This window comes from Micromonospora sp. ATLC16, assembly GCF_057196645.1.
The window spans coordinates 58,036-72,467 of the sequence record NZ_JBXUOW010000028.1 but is presented as its reverse complement, the minus strand read 5'-3'; the positions used below and the strand labels follow the sequence as shown (position 1 = coordinate 72,467).

General features: G+C 70.8%; 11 protein-coding genes and 2 pseudogenes. 6 read left to right on the top strand and 7 right to left on the bottom strand.

Features of this window, described 5'->3' with window-relative positions:
• Positions 1–595 precede the first annotated feature (595 nt).
• Complete coding sequence (locus AC2CHE_RS14380; RefSeq protein ID WP_484505398.1) at positions 596–934, bottom strand: hypothetical protein; 339 nt, start codon at positions 932–934, stop codon at positions 596–598.
• 59 nt (positions 935–993) lie between these two features.
• Between AC2CHE_RS14380 and AC2CHE_RS14375 the strand changes: the two genes are divergently transcribed.
• Positions 994–1,449, top strand: coding sequence for a Fur family transcriptional regulator (locus AC2CHE_RS14375; protein ID WP_484505397.1), 456 nt, complete (start codon positions 994–996; stop codon positions 1,447–1,449).
• On the top strand, positions 1,446–3,722 hold the full coding sequence (gene katG / locus AC2CHE_RS14370; RefSeq protein ID WP_484505396.1) for a catalase/peroxidase HPI: 2,277 nt from the start codon (positions 1,446–1,448) through the stop codon (positions 3,720–3,722). Before AC2CHE_RS14375 ends, katG begins: the two co-directional genes overlap by 4 nt.
• Before the next feature lie 87 nt (positions 3,723–3,809).
• On the opposite strand, the gene AC2CHE_RS14365 is transcribed toward katG, so the two are convergent.
• From AC2CHE_RS14365 to AC2CHE_RS14345, 5 genes are all read right to left on the bottom strand, one after another.
• On the bottom strand, positions 3,810–4,652 hold the full coding sequence (locus tag AC2CHE_RS14365; protein ID WP_484505395.1) for a carbohydrate ABC transporter permease: 843 nt from the start codon (positions 4,650–4,652) through the stop codon (positions 3,810–3,812).
• Positions 4,642–5,607, bottom strand: a complete 966-nt coding sequence (locus AC2CHE_RS14360) for a carbohydrate ABC transporter permease (protein WP_484505394.1) — start codon at positions 5,605–5,607, stop codon at positions 4,642–4,644. The genes AC2CHE_RS14365 and AC2CHE_RS14360 overlap by 11 nt, the downstream gene beginning before the upstream one ends.
• Positions 5,608–5,616: 9 nt before the next feature.
• Positions 5,617–6,888: an ABC transporter substrate-binding protein gene (locus AC2CHE_RS14355; RefSeq protein ID WP_484505393.1), complete on the bottom strand. Its 1,272-nt coding sequence runs from the start codon at positions 6,886–6,888 to the stop codon at positions 5,617–5,619.
• Positions 6,889–6,904: 16 nt separating this feature from the next.
• A complete protein-coding gene (locus tag AC2CHE_RS14350) occupies positions 6,905–8,530 on the bottom strand; it encodes an FAD-dependent oxidoreductase (RefSeq protein ID WP_484505400.1) in 1,626 nt (541 codons plus the stop codon).
• Between the two features lie 73 nt (positions 8,531–8,603).
• Complete coding sequence (locus AC2CHE_RS14345) at positions 8,604–9,614, bottom strand: LacI family DNA-binding transcriptional regulator (protein ID WP_484505392.1); 1,011 nt, start codon at positions 9,612–9,614, stop codon at positions 8,604–8,606.
• Positions 9,615–9,988: 374 nt separating this feature from the next.
• Between AC2CHE_RS14345 and AC2CHE_RS14340 the strand changes: the two genes are divergently transcribed.
• On the top strand, positions 9,989–11,008 hold the full coding sequence (locus tag AC2CHE_RS14340) for a hypothetical protein (RefSeq protein ID WP_484505391.1): 1,020 nt from the start codon (positions 9,989–9,991) through the stop codon (positions 11,006–11,008).
• 17 nt (positions 11,009–11,025) lie between these two features.
• Here the strand turns inward: AC2CHE_RS14340 and AC2CHE_RS14335 are convergent.
• Positions 11,026–12,048, bottom strand: a pseudogene (locus tag AC2CHE_RS14335) (GlxA family transcriptional regulator); the annotation flags it as partial.
• Between the two features lie 70 nt (positions 12,049–12,118).
• Between AC2CHE_RS14335 and AC2CHE_RS14330 the strand changes: the two are divergent.
• The 3 genes and pseudogenes from AC2CHE_RS14330 to AC2CHE_RS14320 all read left to right on the top strand — a co-directional run bounded on the left by AC2CHE_RS14330 (position 12,119) and on the right by AC2CHE_RS14320 (position 14,370).
• Positions 12,119–13,390, top strand: a complete 1,272-nt coding sequence (locus tag AC2CHE_RS14330; protein ID WP_484505390.1) for an APC family permease — start codon at positions 12,119–12,121, stop codon at positions 13,388–13,390.
• A 275-nt stretch (positions 13,391–13,665) separates the two neighbouring features.
• Positions 13,666–13,851 (top strand): annotated as a pseudogene (locus tag AC2CHE_RS14325) (TetR/AcrR family transcriptional regulator); the annotation flags it as partial.
• Between the two features lie 33 nt (positions 13,852–13,884).
• A complete protein-coding gene (locus tag AC2CHE_RS14320; RefSeq protein ID WP_484505399.1) occupies positions 13,885–14,370 on the top strand; it encodes a hypothetical protein in 486 nt (161 codons plus the stop codon).
• The last annotated feature ends 62 nt before the right edge of the window (positions 14,371–14,432 follow it).

The following is a 14,432-nucleotide window of genomic DNA, read 5'->3' as shown; positions in this document are numbered from 1 at the left end:
GCCGCGGGCTGCTGTTCGCCGCCCCTGCCGCGGCGGCGGCCGCGCTGGCCGGGATCCTGCCGGGACTGCTCACCGCCGAGGAAGGCTCGGCCGACCCGCCGGCCGCCAGGGCCGACTGTACGGTGCGGTACCGGGCAGAGCAGGCGGCCGATGGTCACTTCCAGGCGCAGATCAGTGTGACGGGGAGCGGGCGACCCGCGGCCGGGCAACGGGCGCTGACCTTCACCCTGCCGGCCAGTCAGCACCTCCTCGACGTGCGGGGCGCTGCCTGGACGCACGACGAGCAGCGGGTCACCCTACGGCTGGCCGAGCCGTCGGAATCGGGCACGGGCGTCACGGCAACCCTGCACGGCCGGGTCGAGTCCGGTGGGCACGAGACGCCGGAACGGTTCAGTCTGGCGGGTGTCGCCTGCGAGCACGCCGGCACGCACGTACGGACAGCGGTCCTGGCCTCCACGTCGGCCGAGCCGGCGGCGTCGACGGAGCCGGCGGCGTCGAAGAAGCCGGCGGAGTCGAAGAAGGGGTCCCCCCGAGGGGGGTCAGGTTCGCCGAACGGGGGCAACCGGTCTCCGGACGGCGGCGGGGGCGGATCGGGTCAACCCGATGTCCGGCCGTCGGACGCACCATCGGCGACACCATCGGGCACGCCGACCAGCTCGACACCGACCACATCCGATCCGTCGATCTCCCCGAGCCCGTCGGCCTCCCCGAGCCCGTCGGCGACGATCAGCCCCACGTCCGACCCGTCGGCGACGTCGAGTCCGTCGGCGACCTCGCGCCCACCCAGCTCGTCGGCGCCGCCCGAACCGACTTCGGCGCCGACCACGGAACCTGCCGAAACCGCAGCGCCGACGCCCGAACAGACGCCGGTCGCAGCCTCGGTGACCTCCGTCACGCCGACGGCCGCCGACCAGGGTGGGGAAACCGACGACACGAACGCCTGATCAGTCGAAAACTTGATTGATTCCAGAAGAGTCGAGTAGGTTCGTCGGCATGACGGCCGACTTCGAGGCGCAGCTGCGGGCGGTCTCGTTGCGCGTGACCCGGCCCCGGTTGGCGGTGCTCGCGGCGCTGCGCGACCACCCGCACGTCGACACCGACACGGTGATCCGGCTGGTCCGTGCCGACCATCCCACCGTGTCCCACCAGGCGATCTACGATGTGCTGCGGGCGCTCACCGACGCCGGTCTGGTGCGGCGCATCCAGCCCACCGGGGCGACCGCCCGCTACGAGTCCCGGGTCGGGGACAACCACCATCATGTCGTGTGCCGCTCCTGCGGTGCGATCGCCGACGTGAACTGCGCCGTCGGCTACGCCCCCTGTCTGACCGCCTCCGTCGACCACGGGTTCGTGGTCGACGAGGCGGAGGTCGTCTACTGGGGCACCTGCCCTGAATGCGCGACCGCACGCACCACAAGTGAACCGCCAGGTCGGAAGGAAGCACATTGAGCAACGCAGAGCACGACGCCCCGTCCAGCGCCCAGGGCGTGGACGCCAAGGCGGCGGCCGGCTGCCCGGTCGCGCACGACTCCGTGACCGCCCACGGCAGCGAGAGCGAGAATCCGGCGATCGACTCGCCGACCCCGAAGACCGGCGGTCGTCCGCATACGAACCGGGACTGGTGGCCCAACCAGCTCGACCTCTCGGTGCTGCACGCCCACTCGTCGAAGGGCAACCCGCTGGGGGAGGACTTCAGCTACGCCAAGGAGTTCGCCAAGCTCGACGTCGAGGCGCTCAAGCGGGACATCACCGAGGTTCTCACCACCTCGCAGGACTGGTGGCCGGCCGACTTCGGCCACTACGGCGGCCTCATGATCCGGATGAGCTGGCACGCCGCGGGCACCTACCGCATCGAGGACGGGCGCGGTGGCGCCGGTGACGGCGGGCAACGCTTCGCCCCGCTCAACAGCTGGCCGGACAACGCCAACCTGGACAAGGCGCGCCGCCTGCTGTGGCCGGTGAAGCAGAAGTACGGCCAGCAGATCTCCTGGGCCGACCTGCTCGTGCTGGCCGGCAACGTGGCCCTGGAGTCGATGGGCTTCAAGACCTTCGGATTCGGCTTCGGCCGGGAGGACGTCTGGGAGCCCGAGGAGATCTTCTGGGGTCCGGAGGACACCTGGCTGGGTGACGAGCGCTACGTCTCCGAGAAGGAGATGGCGCAGGGCGTCGGCGCGACCGAGATGGGCCTGATCTACGTCAACCCCGAGGGCCCGCGCGGCAACGCGGACCCGCTCGCGGCGGCGCACTACATCCGGGAGACCTTCGCCCGGATGGCGATGAACGACGAGGAGACCGTCGCGCTGATCGCCGGTGGCCACACCTTCGGCAAGACCCACGGCGCCGGTGTCGCCGACAACCACGTGGGCCCGGAGCCCGAGGGTGCGCCGCTGGAGACGCAGGGCCTGGGCTGGCTGAGCACGTACGGCAGCGGCAAGGGCGCCGACACCATCACCAGCGGTCTCGAGGTCACCTGGACCGACCGGCCGACGCAGTGGAGCAACCGCTTCTTCGAGATCCTCTTCGGCCACGGGTGGGAACTGACCACCAGCCCCGGCGGTGCCAAGCAGTGGGTCGCCAAGGACGCCGAGGCAATCATCCCGGACGCCCACGACCCGTCGAAGAAGCACAAGCCGACGATGCTCACGACCGACCTGTCGCTGCGCGTCGACCCGGCGTACGAGAAGATCTCCCGCCGGTTCCTGGAGAACCCGGACGAGTTCGCGCTGGCCTTCGCCAAGGCGTGGTTCAAGCTGCTGCACCGCGACATGGGTCCGGTCAGCCGCTTCCTGGGGCCGTGGGTGCCGGAGCCCCAGCTGTGGCAGGACCCGGTGCCGGCCGTCGACCACGAGCTGGTCGGTGACGCCGACATCGCGGCGCTGAAGGCGAAGGTCCTGGAGTCCGGCCTGACCACCGCCCAGCTGGTCAGCACCGCCTGGGCCTCGGCCGCGAGCTTCCGGTACACCGACAAGCGCGGCGGCGCCAACGGCGCCCGCATCCGCCTCGAACCGCAGCGCAACTGGGAGGTCAACCAGCCGGAGCAGCTCGCGACGGTGCTGAGCACCCTGGAGGGCATCCAGCAGGAGTTCAACTCGGCGGGCGGGGCCAGGATCTCCCTCGCTGACCTGATCGTGCTGGCCGGTTCGGCCGCGGTGGAGAAGGCGGCCCGGGACGCCGGTGTCGAGATCACCGTCCCGTTCCATCCGGGCCGCACCGACGCCAGCCAGGAGCAGACCGACGTCGAGGCGTTCCGGGTCATGGAGCCGCGTGCCGACGGGTTCCGCAACTACCTGCGGGCTGGCGAGAAGACCCAGCCGGAGGTGCTGCTGATCGACCGGGCGTACATGCTGAACCTGACCGCGCCCGAGATGACCGTGCTGATCGGCGGCCTGCGTTCCCTCGGTGCCAACGTCGGTGGCAGCCAGCCCGGCGTGCTCACCGACCGGCCCGGTGTGCTCACCAACGACTTCTTCCGCAACCTGCTCGCCCCGGGCACCCGCTGGAAGGCGTCGGAGTCCGACGAGCACGTGTACGAGATCCGTGACGTGACCACCGACCAGGTGACGTGGACCGCCACCGCGGTCGACCTCATCTTCGGCTCGAACTCCCAGCTCCGAGCGCTCGCCGAGGTCTACGCCAGCGACGACGCCCGCGGCAAGTTCGTGGCCGACTTCGTGGCCGCTTGGACCAAGGTGATGGAACTGGACCGGTTCGACCTCGCCTGATCCGACATCCCACGACGGGCCCCGGGCGATCAGCAACGATCGCCCGGGGCCCGGCGCATCCGAGGTCCGCGATGTGCGACCGGCCCCTCAGCCCTTCAGGCCGGTGTGGGCCAGGCCCTCGATGAACTGCCGCTGCGCGATCACGAAGATCACCAGGATGGGGATGGCGGTCATCGAAGCCGCCGACAGCTGCACGTCCCACATCGGCCCGCCGTAGGCGTCGACGAACTGGGTCAGCGCCTGCGGCAGGGTGAACTTCTCCGGTGTGGAGAGGAAGACGATCGGCTCCAGGTACAGGTTCCAGCTGTGCAGGAAGGTGAAGATCGCCACCGCGCCGAGCGCCGGACGGGCCAGCGGCAACGCGATCCGCCAGAAGGTGGCGAAGCGGCCCAGCCCGTCCACCCGCGCCGCCTCCTCCAACTCGGCGGGGAGGGTGATGAAGAACTGCCGCATGATGAAGGTGGCCAGCACGCTCGGCGCGCCGAGGATCGGCACCAGGATCAGCGGCCAGTGGGTGTCCACCATGCCCCACGAGTTGAACATGCGGAACAGCGGGACGATCGTCACCTCGCTGGGGATGAGCAGCCCGACCAGCACCACCACGAACAGCACCTGCTGACCCGGAAAGCGGATCCGGGCGAAGGCGTACCCGGCCAGCGACGAGACAGCCAGGGTGCCGACCGTGACCACCGCCGCGATGTATCCGCTGTTGAGGTACTGCTGCGCGAACGGTTGCAGCTCGAAGACCCGGCGGTACGCGGAGAGGCTGGCCTCGGTCGGGATCAGCGACGGTGGGAAGGCGAAGATGTCGCCTACCGGTTTCACCGACGAGGTGACCATCCACCAGGTGGGGAAGACGAACGGCAGGGCCAGCAGACAGAGCACGCCGTAGAGCGCGACCCTGGCCCGTACGGAGAGCCTACTGTTCATGGAAGACCCACTTCCTGCGCATCCGCCACTGCACGACGGTGAGCACCAGCACGATCAGGAAGAGCAGCACCGACAGCGTGGCCCCGTATCCGAACTGGTGGAACTGGAACGCCCGCTGGTACAGGTAGTAGACGAGCACCGTGGTCGAGGTGCCCGGCCCGCCCTGGGTGAGCACGGCGATCTGGGCGAACACCTGCAACGACCCGACCACCGTGATGATCGAGGTGAGCAGGATGGTCGGGCTGATCAGCGGCACGGTGATCCGCCGGAACCGGGTCCAGGCGTTGGCGCCCTCGACCCGGGCCGCCTCGTACAGCTCCGCCGGCACGCCCTGCAGGGCGGCCAGGAACAGCACCATGTTCAGGCCGACGTTCTTGACCACCTGCACCACGATCACCGACAGCAGTGCCGTCCAGTCGCCGCGCAGCCAGTTCGGTCCGTCCACACCGGCCATGCCCAACGTCCCGTTGACGCCGCCGTTGTCCTGGAGCAGGAACCCCCACACGATCGTCCAGGCGACCAGCGAGACGACCACCGGGGAGAAGAACAACGTCCGGAACACGACGGTGCCGCGTAACCGCTGGTTGAGTAGCACCGCGAGCAGCAGGGCCAGACTGAGGTTGAAGATCACCAGGCCGACCGAGAACAGCGCGGTGACCCGCAGCACCGACGGCAGGTTCGGGTCGTCGGCCATGGCCTGGTAGTTGCCCGCGCCGACGAACTCGAAGGTGCCGGCGAGCACGTTCCACTCGTGCAGGCTGTACCAGAAGACCAGCCCGAGCGGGATCAGCACGAACAGCACCGAGCCGGCGAGCTGCGGCGCGACGAAGAGCAGCCCGGCGAGCTGGTCGCGGCGGCGGGCCGTCCACCAGCCACGCCGCCGGTGCGGGATTGCCCCGCCGGGGGCGGACCGGTGACCGGCCCGCCCCACGCTGTCCCTGGTCAGGACCGACATGGCTCGTCCCTACTTCGCCAGCAACGGGTTGATCGCGGTGCAGACGCCGTCGAGTACGCCCCGAACGTCGGCGTCCGGCCGCCACATCGGGTCCAGCGCGGCCCGGACCGCCTGGTTCAGCTCGGCCTGGCCGGTGTGGCTGGGCTTGACCACCCCATCGGCGATTCCGTCGATCACCACCTCCTGCAACTGCTCCGGGCTCAGCAGCGGGTTGGTCTTGGCGAGGGTCTCGGCGGTGAGCAGTGAGGTACGCGGCGGCGGGAAGAACTGCGCCAGCTTCGCCGAGTTGGCCGGGTTGGTCAGGTAGGCCAGGAAGTCGGCGGCGGCCTCGGCGTTGCGGCCCTGCTTGAACACCCCCATGCCGCCCTGACCGATCACCGCGTACTCACCCTTCGGGCCGGCGGGCAGCGGCACCAGGTCCCAGTCGAACTTCTGGCCCTCCAGCAGCGACGCGCGGGAGATCTGGGTGATGGTCATGCCGGCGTCACCGGCGAAGAAGTCGGCGGTGGTACCCGGGCCCGGTAGCGCCTTGTCGTCGAAGATCCCCCGGTGCAGGACGGTCATCGCCTCGACCATCTCGGCGGAGTTGAAACCGCAGGTGCGGCCGTCCTCGCTCCACGCCTGCGCGCCCCAACCGGTCCACACGGTGGACAGGAAGTCCCAACCCTTGTAGTCGAAGTCCCGAACCACCAGGCCCGCCTTACCGGTCTCCGCCTGCACCGCCTTCGCCGTGTCCAGCGCGTTCTGCCAGGTCCACTGGCCGGCGGCGATCAGGTCGGCCGGGCTGCGCGCGCCGGAGGACTTCACCAGGTCGGTGTTGACGAACACCCCGAACGGCGAGGTGGAGAAGGGGTACGCGTACAGCTTGCCGTCGGCCTGCCACAGCTTCGTCGCGGCCGGGGCGAGTTCGTCGAAGCCGTACCCCTCGGTGCCCTTGAGGGTGTCGTCCAGCGGCACCAGCGCGCCGGAGGTGACGAAGTCGGGCGCGGAGTTCTCCAGCACCCAGGCCAGGTCGGGCGGATTGCCGCCGGCGATCTGGGTGGTCAGGGTGGTGGTGTAGCTCTCGAACGGGATCGGGTCGAAGGTGACTCCGGCGACGTCCGGGTTCGTCGCGGTGTACTCGGCGGCGATCTCGTTGAACAGCTTCAGGTGGGCCTCGTTCGCCGACCAGGTGGTCATCCGCAGGGTGACCGGGCCGTCGGACTCGGCGGAGCCGCCGCCGCAGGCGGTCAGGCCGAGCAGCGCGGTGAGCGCGACGACGGCCGTCAACCGGTTCCTCATCAGGTTATGTCCTTCCTCAGTAGCCGGCGATGTCGGGCCAGCGCAGCTCGACACCGGAGTCGGCGAGGCGGTTCTGGAAGTCGGCCAGCAGGCCGGGGGTGTAGCGCACCGCGCGGGGGGTGACCCGCCGGGCCAGGCAGAAGTCCGCGAGCAGACCGGCGACCTCGCCGACGTTCCACTCGACGGGGTGCAGGCGGTAGGAGCCGTTGGTGATGTGTGTGGTGCCGATGTTCTTGCCGGCGGGCAGCAGGTTCTCCACCCGGCGGGGGATCAGGGCGCCGAGCGGGATCTCGAAGGGGCAGGAGGCCACGTCGACGTAGTTGTCGCCGCCGGTGGAGGGGTGCAGGTCGATGCGGTACATGCCGACCCCGACCGAGTCGGCGTAGCTGACCGCGCCCTTGTCGCCCCGGATCTCCAGGGAGAGGTCCTGCTCGACGACGGTGTACTCGGCGCGGATGCGGCGCGACTCCCGGATGTAGGGCGCCTGGGCCAGGCCGCTGTGGGTGACGTCGCCGCCGGTGGCGGCGGTGCCGGTGCCGGTGACGTCGCCGCGCAGCCGCAGGCTGGGGAAGCCGGTGCCGCCGTCGGCGCGGGGCGCCTCGGTCTGGAGCCAGTAGAGCACCGACAGGGACAGCTCCCGGGCCGCCGCGATTTGCGCGTCCGGATCGGCTACGTCGATGACCGGCTGCTCGAAGTAGTCGAGCATCGGCCAGTTGACCAGGCAGATGTCGCTGTCGTACGCGCCGGGGACGAAGTTGCGCCGGGCGGCGATCCGGCGGAACGTCCACAGGTTCCCGTCGCCGGGGTTGACCCGCTGGTCGGCCTGGACCAGCCAGGGATCGTCGTCCGGATTCGGGGTGAAGCTGCGTTCGGAGATCGCCAGGGTGCGCGGGTTGGGGGAGCGGAACGACAGCATCCGGTCGCCCCAGAACGGCGGCCGGTACGCCCGCCAGAAGTCGTACGCCGCCGGCTTGTCGATGGTGTGGTCGCCGTCGACGTGGTCGACCGCGAAGCACACCGACACCGCCTGCATGTTCGTCGGCTGCGCCTGCTCCGGGGCGCTCGGCTCACCGGTGTCGGCGCGGGACTCGAAGCCGGTGACGTATTCGGTGCCGGTCAGTGGCAGCAACTCGCCGGTCTCGGTGGCGTCCAACACGTACGGCGCGGTCAGGTACAGCCGCTCCCCGGTGTGCCGGTGCGCCACGGTGACCCCGGTGACCCGGTCGCCGTCGGTGTCGGCGGCCACCGGCCGGTACGGCTGGAGCACCCGCAGCCGCCCGGATCCCCGGTACGGCCCCAGCATGGCCTCCAGCACCGCCACCGCGACCCGGGGTTCGTGGCAGAGTCGACTGACGTGTCCGGCGCCCGGATTGAGCGCGGTGGTGCGCCGAGCCCGGTCGGTGAGCGGATACCAGCGCCGGTAGTGCTCCCGGATGCCGTCACGCAGTGCCCGGTAGCTGGCGGTGACGCCGAAGCGCTCCACCCAGGAGTGCTCGTCGGGCGGTACGGCCTGGCTGGTGAGTTGCCCGCCGAGCCAGTCGTACTCCTCGGTCAGCAGCACGCTGCGGCCGGCGCGCAGCGCGGCCAGGGCGGCGGCGACGCCGCCGAGCCCTCCGCCGACGACAAGTACTTCGGCCTGCATCTCGGGCACGGTCGGTCCTCTCATGGAACGGTCCAGGGTCGCCGACGGCGGCGTGGCGACCGGGGTGGGCGGGTCAGGGTCGGGGTGGCAGGAGGGTTACGCCGTCGACCGGTTGGCACGGCAGCAGCCGCTGGGTCACGGTGCCGGGCGTCGCGGCGAGCAGTCCGGTGAGCACCTCGACGGCCTGCCACCCCATCTCGCGGCGGGGGATCCGGAAGCCGGTGAACTCCCGGTCGCTGGTCGTCGGCCGGGTCGGGTCGCCCAGGGCCAGGATGGACAGGTCGGCGGGCACGGTCAGGCCGCGCTCGGCGGCGACGGTGGCCAGGGCGACACCGTCGGCGTACTCCTCGACCACCACGGCGGTGACCCCGGCGTGCAGCAGCGCGTCGAGCAGGTCGGTGGGGGAACGGTCGGTGGGTTCGTGCCGGGCCGGCAGCCCGGCCGCGTCGAGGGTGGCCCGGTATCCGGCGAACCGGTCGGTGTGTGACTCCGGGCCGGTGCCCTGGCCGAGGTACGCCAGCCTGGTGTGACCGACGTCGAGGGCACGCCGGAGCACATCGGCGGTGGCGGTGGCGTAGTCCGCGCCGACGTACGGCACCGGTCCACCCGCGTCGTCGCGTCGACCGACGGAGACGAACGGATGCCCCTCGGCGACCAGCCGGCCCAGCTCGTCGCGGTCCAGTGAGCGACCGAGTAGGACGCAGCCGTCGGCCAGCCGCAGCCGGTTGTCGTCGTGGAAGATTCGCCGCCGGCCGTCGGTGACCGGGGCGCTGGTGAGCAGCAGCAGGTCGCACCCGAGGCGCTCGGCGGACTCCTCGATACCGACCAGGAACGGATGGTAGAAGTCACCGGTGCCGGCCGGGAAGACCGGCTCGTAGGTGAAGACGCCGAGGATCCGGTTGAGCCGGGCGGCGAGCCGCCGGGCCACCGGGTCGGCGACGTATCCGGTGGACCGGATGGCGCCCAGCACCCGTTCCCGCGTCTCCGGGGCGATCCGGACGCTGCCGTCGTCGCGGCCGTTGAGCACCAGCGAGACCGTCGCCTGGCTGACGCCGGTCATCCGGGCGATGTCCTGTTGGGTCACCCGCCTACGCGATCCGGTCACTTTCCGTGTCCAATCGTTTCTGCGCTAATACGCATTAGCTACGCTGGTGTGAAATCCTGCGACCCGCCACCGCCCGCCGTCAACCCCCATCGCCGGAAAATCTCTCCGAATAATCGGCGTGATAATTCGTATTAGCGCCTTGACCCGGGCTCGTCGCCGACCGCAGACTCATCGATCACAAGGTTTGCTCCCTCATGGAGCCCGATCTCACGCACGGTCACCGGCAATCGGTGCGGCGACCGCCGCCCACCCCTGCCACCATCGGCCAGCCACGTCCCAGCCGGCAGCGCCGGCCCCACCACCGTCCCCTGCTCCGCCATCGACGAGCGTCCCACTCACGATCGGAGATCCGCATGACCGACCGATCCCTACCGGAACCCGCCTCGGTGACCCGCCGTGGCCTGCTGCGCGGCGCGGCCCTGATCGGCACCGCCACCGCCGCCGGCACGGCCCTCGGCGGCACCCTGGCCGCCGGTCCCGCCCTCGCCGGCCCGGCCGGCTTCCCCAACTACCGGTACGTCCGCGACGCGTTCGCCGGGCCGCTGCGGTACAACCCCACCGGTGAGATGATCTTCCCCTGCGTACGCGGGGTCTACGACAAGATCTCCGGTGCTCGGGGGCGGTACTACCTCTACTACGCCCCGCACGACGCGCCGGGCGGCATCTGCCTGGCCTACGCCGACCGGCTCGAAGGCCCCTACACCGAGCACCCCGGTAACCCGATCGTCGACCGGGTGCTGCCCACCACCACGGTCAGCCACGTCTCCTCACCGCACGTGGTGTGGAACGCCTCCACCAGGGAGTTCTTCCTCTACTTCCACGGGGAGAACTTCACCACCCGGGTGGCCCGCTCCCGCGACGGCATCACCTTCACCAACGAGACGCCGATCCTGAGCACCCGGCTGGTGCCGAACACCACCGAGACCTCGTACGCCCGGGTCTTCGAACACTCCGTCGCCGGAAAGAACAACAAGTACGTCATGCTCTTCATGGGTGCGCACACCGTCGGCCCCGGCACCCGCAAGATCTTCTGGGGTTGGTCACCGAACGGCTGGGACCAGTGGCAGTTCGCCCCGAACCCGCTGATCTCGCCGGCCGGTGACGGGTTGACGGACATCTCCAGCCCGCACCTGCTCGAACGCAACGGCACCAGCTACGTCGCCTACCACGGCAACGACGGACGGATCCGGCTCACCGAGGTCGGCAACAACTTCGACCGGGAGCTGCACCTCGGGGTCTTCCACGCCCCGATCGCCTCGGACAACGGTCGAGTCGCCGCGCCGGCCTTCGGCACCGACGGCGGCGTCTCGTACATGATCTACGAGGCCGGACCCCGGCTGGACGCCCGGATCTGCATCGCTCGCGCCGTCTGACCGGGTGCGGGGCCAACCCCCGCACCGGCGCCCAGGCCCGCCGCCGGCTGGTCACTGCCGTCGAACGGAGACGCCGTCGCGCCGGCCCGGTACCGGAAGACGTGCCGGTAGGTCTGCGGGGTCATCCCGCTGATCCGGCCGAAGTGCTGGCGCAGGTTGGCGCCGCTGCCGAAGCCGGTACGGTGCGCGATCCGCTCGATCGGATCCTCGGTGGTCTCCAGCAACTCCTGTGCCCGCCGGACCCGCTGCTCCAACAGCCACTGCAAGGGCGTGGTACCGAGCGAGTCGCGGAACCGGCGGGCCAGGGTGCGCGGGCTCAGGTTGGCCGCGCGGGCCAGGTCGTTGACCGACAGCGGCCGGTCGAGGCGTTGCCGGGCCCACTCCAGCACCGGGCTCAGGTCGGCCGGGGAAACTCCCCGCACCGGCGGCGCCGGATACTGGGTGTGGTCGGCGCCCCGCTGCGGCGCCACCACCATCCGCCGGGCCACCTCGGCTGCCACCGCCGCACCGTGGTCCAGCCGCACCAGGTGCAGGCACAGATCGATGGCGGCGGCCGTGCCGGCCGAGGTGAAGATGTTGTCCTCCGCCACGTACAGCACCCGGGGGTCGAGGTCGACCAGCGGGAACCGGCCGGCGAAGTCCTGCGCGTTCATCCAGTGCGTGGTGGCGCGGCGACCGTCGAGCAGGCCGGCTGCGGCGATCGGGTACGCGCCGGTGCAGATGCCGACGATGCGGCTACCCCGCGCGTACGCGATGCGTAGCGCCTCGATCAGCTCTGCCGGGGGACTGGTCTGGATCGGCCGGGCGCAGCCGGGCACCAGCACGGTGTCGGCCTCGACCAGACCGTCCAGGCCGTACGCGGGGTCGAGCCACGAGCCCCCCGTGGTACGCAGCGGGCCCGGCTCGGCCGCGCACAGGCGCATCTCGTACCACGGGTCGACGATGTCCCGTCGGTCGGTGCCGAACACCTCCTGCGGAACAGCCAGCTCGAAGATCGGCAGGTTGTCGGTCACCGCCACCGCGACGACGTGCGGACGCATGGCAGGAATCTAACGCACTTCGGCGTCAATCCTGCTGTCCCGGTCGGCCGGCCTGGACGACGGTGATCACATGACGCAGACCCGTGCCACGCCGGTGACCGGCGGTCGGCTGACCGCCGCCCAGGGCACCGCTCTCTACGTCGGTGCCGTACTGGGTACCGGCGTGATCGCGCTGCCTGCGCTGGCGGCCGAGGCGGCCGGCCCCGCCTCGCTGCTCGCCTGGCTGCTGCTCGTGATCGTTTCCGCTCCACTGGCGGCTACGTTTGCCGCACTCGGTTCCCGTCACCCGGACGCCGGTGGCGTGTCGACGTACGCCCGGATGGCTTTCGGACCGCGGGCGGCGGCCGTCGTCGGGTGGTGTTTCTACTTTGCGGTGCCGCCGGGCGCATCCGCGGCGGCGCTGTTCGGCGCCGCCTACGTCGAGGCGGCGGTCGGCGGCGGTACGCTGACCATCGCGGTCACGGCGGCGCTGTTGATGGTCGCGGTCACCGCCACCAACCATGCTGGTGTCCAGCTCGCTGGGCGGGTGCAGCTTGCGCTCGCCGCAGCGCTGGTCGCGTTCCTGCTGCTGGCGGTGCTGTTGTCGCTGCCGCATGCGGACGCCGCGAACCTCACGCCCTTTGCCCCGCACGGCCTGCCAGCCGTCGGCCCCGCGGCGGCGCTGCTGATGTGGAGCTTCGTCGGCTGGGAGGCGATCACCCATCTGACCGGCGAGTTCCGCCGTCCGGAGCGGGACCTGCCCCGGGCCACCGCCGCGGCGGTCGTCGTGGTCGGTGCGCTGTATCTGGCGGTGGCCTTCGCGACCGTCGCCGTGCTCGGCACGGCGGCGGCGGGGTCCGCGGCGCCGCTTGGCGAGTTGTTCGCGGTCGCGCTCGGCGGCGACGCCCGCTGGTTGGTTGCCGGGGCTGCGTTGCTGCTGACCTTCGGTGCGATGAACGCCTACTACGCCGGTGCGGCGAAGCTCGGTGCGGCGCTCGGCCGCGACGGGGCGTTGCCCGACTGGCTCGCCCGGGGCAGTGTGGCCGGCGAGGTACCCCGCCGCAGCCTCGTCGTCACCGCCACCCTGGCGTTCCTCGCGTTGGGCGGGGTACTGCTCACCGGTCTCGGCACCCACTCGCTGGTGCTGCTGACGACCAGTTCCTTCATCACCGTCTACGTGATCGGTGTCGCGGCGGCGTTGCGGCTGCTGCCTCGCCGCAGCGCCGCCTGGTACGCCGCCGCCGCGACCATCGGCGTGGTGCTGTTCCTCCTGGTAATGACCGGTGTCTACCTGCTCTGGCCGGTGGCGGTGACCGGGGCGGCGCTGCTGTACCTCCGGGTGCGGGGTCGAATCCGGTCCTGACCGGTGACGCACCCGCCGGGGTTCGGGGCTCGGCGGGTGCGTCACCGGTTCGGCACCGACCCGACGGCGGCGGAAGGTGGGTGCGACGAACAGCAAGGTGCCCCACCAGAGCACCGTCGCGGTGCACCTCGGCCAGCAGGTCGACGCAGTCGGGCAGGTCGGCCGGCTGGCGTTCGCGGATGGTGAGCGAGGTCATCAGGTCATTCTCAGGCGGCTCGCAGGAATGCGGACGCAGGGGCTTGCCGGGCGATTGAACAAGCGTTTAATCTGGTGTCGTGACGTCCCTGGGCGGAGCTTCGGAGGAGCGCGGCGGCGAGTTGGCCACCGCGAGCCGCATCCGTGACGCCGCCATCGCTCGTTTCGCCCGCGACGGCTTCCGGGTCGGGCTACGCACCATCGCCGCGGACGCCGGAGTGACCGCCGGTCTGATCGTGCACCACTTCGGCTCGAAGGACGGGCTCCGTCACGCCTGCGACGAGTGGGTGCTGGAGATCATGCGCCGGGAGAAGGAGAAGGCGCTCACCGACGGCACCGGGACGATGCTGCTCGCGCAGATGGCCCAGGTCGAGCAGTTCGCGCCGATGGTGCAGTACCTGCTGCGCAGCATGCAGGCCGGCGGGAAGTTGGCCGCCCAGCTGATCGAGCACATGATCAGCGACGCCGAGGCGTACCTGTCGGCGGGGGAGGCGGCCGGGGTGGTGCGGCCCAGCCGGGATCGGGCCGCCCGCACCCGCTACCTGGCCTACCAGGCGACCGGCAGCATGCTGCTCTGGTTCACCCTGCACGGTGCCGACGCGGAGCCCGAGAAGTTTCCCGCCCTGTTCCGCCAGTACATGGACGAACTGGCGCTGCCGGCGCTGGAGCTGTTCACCGAAGGGCTGCTCGTCGACCGGTCGATGCTCGACGAATACCTGATGTACGTGCCGGATCCGCCGTCGGCCGCATCGAACGCTGCCGACCAGGACGGTACGGCGAGCTGAACCGCCACCACGCCGCGGCGTGGCCCACTCATCCGCGCACCACCGCGGAACCACACCGGACT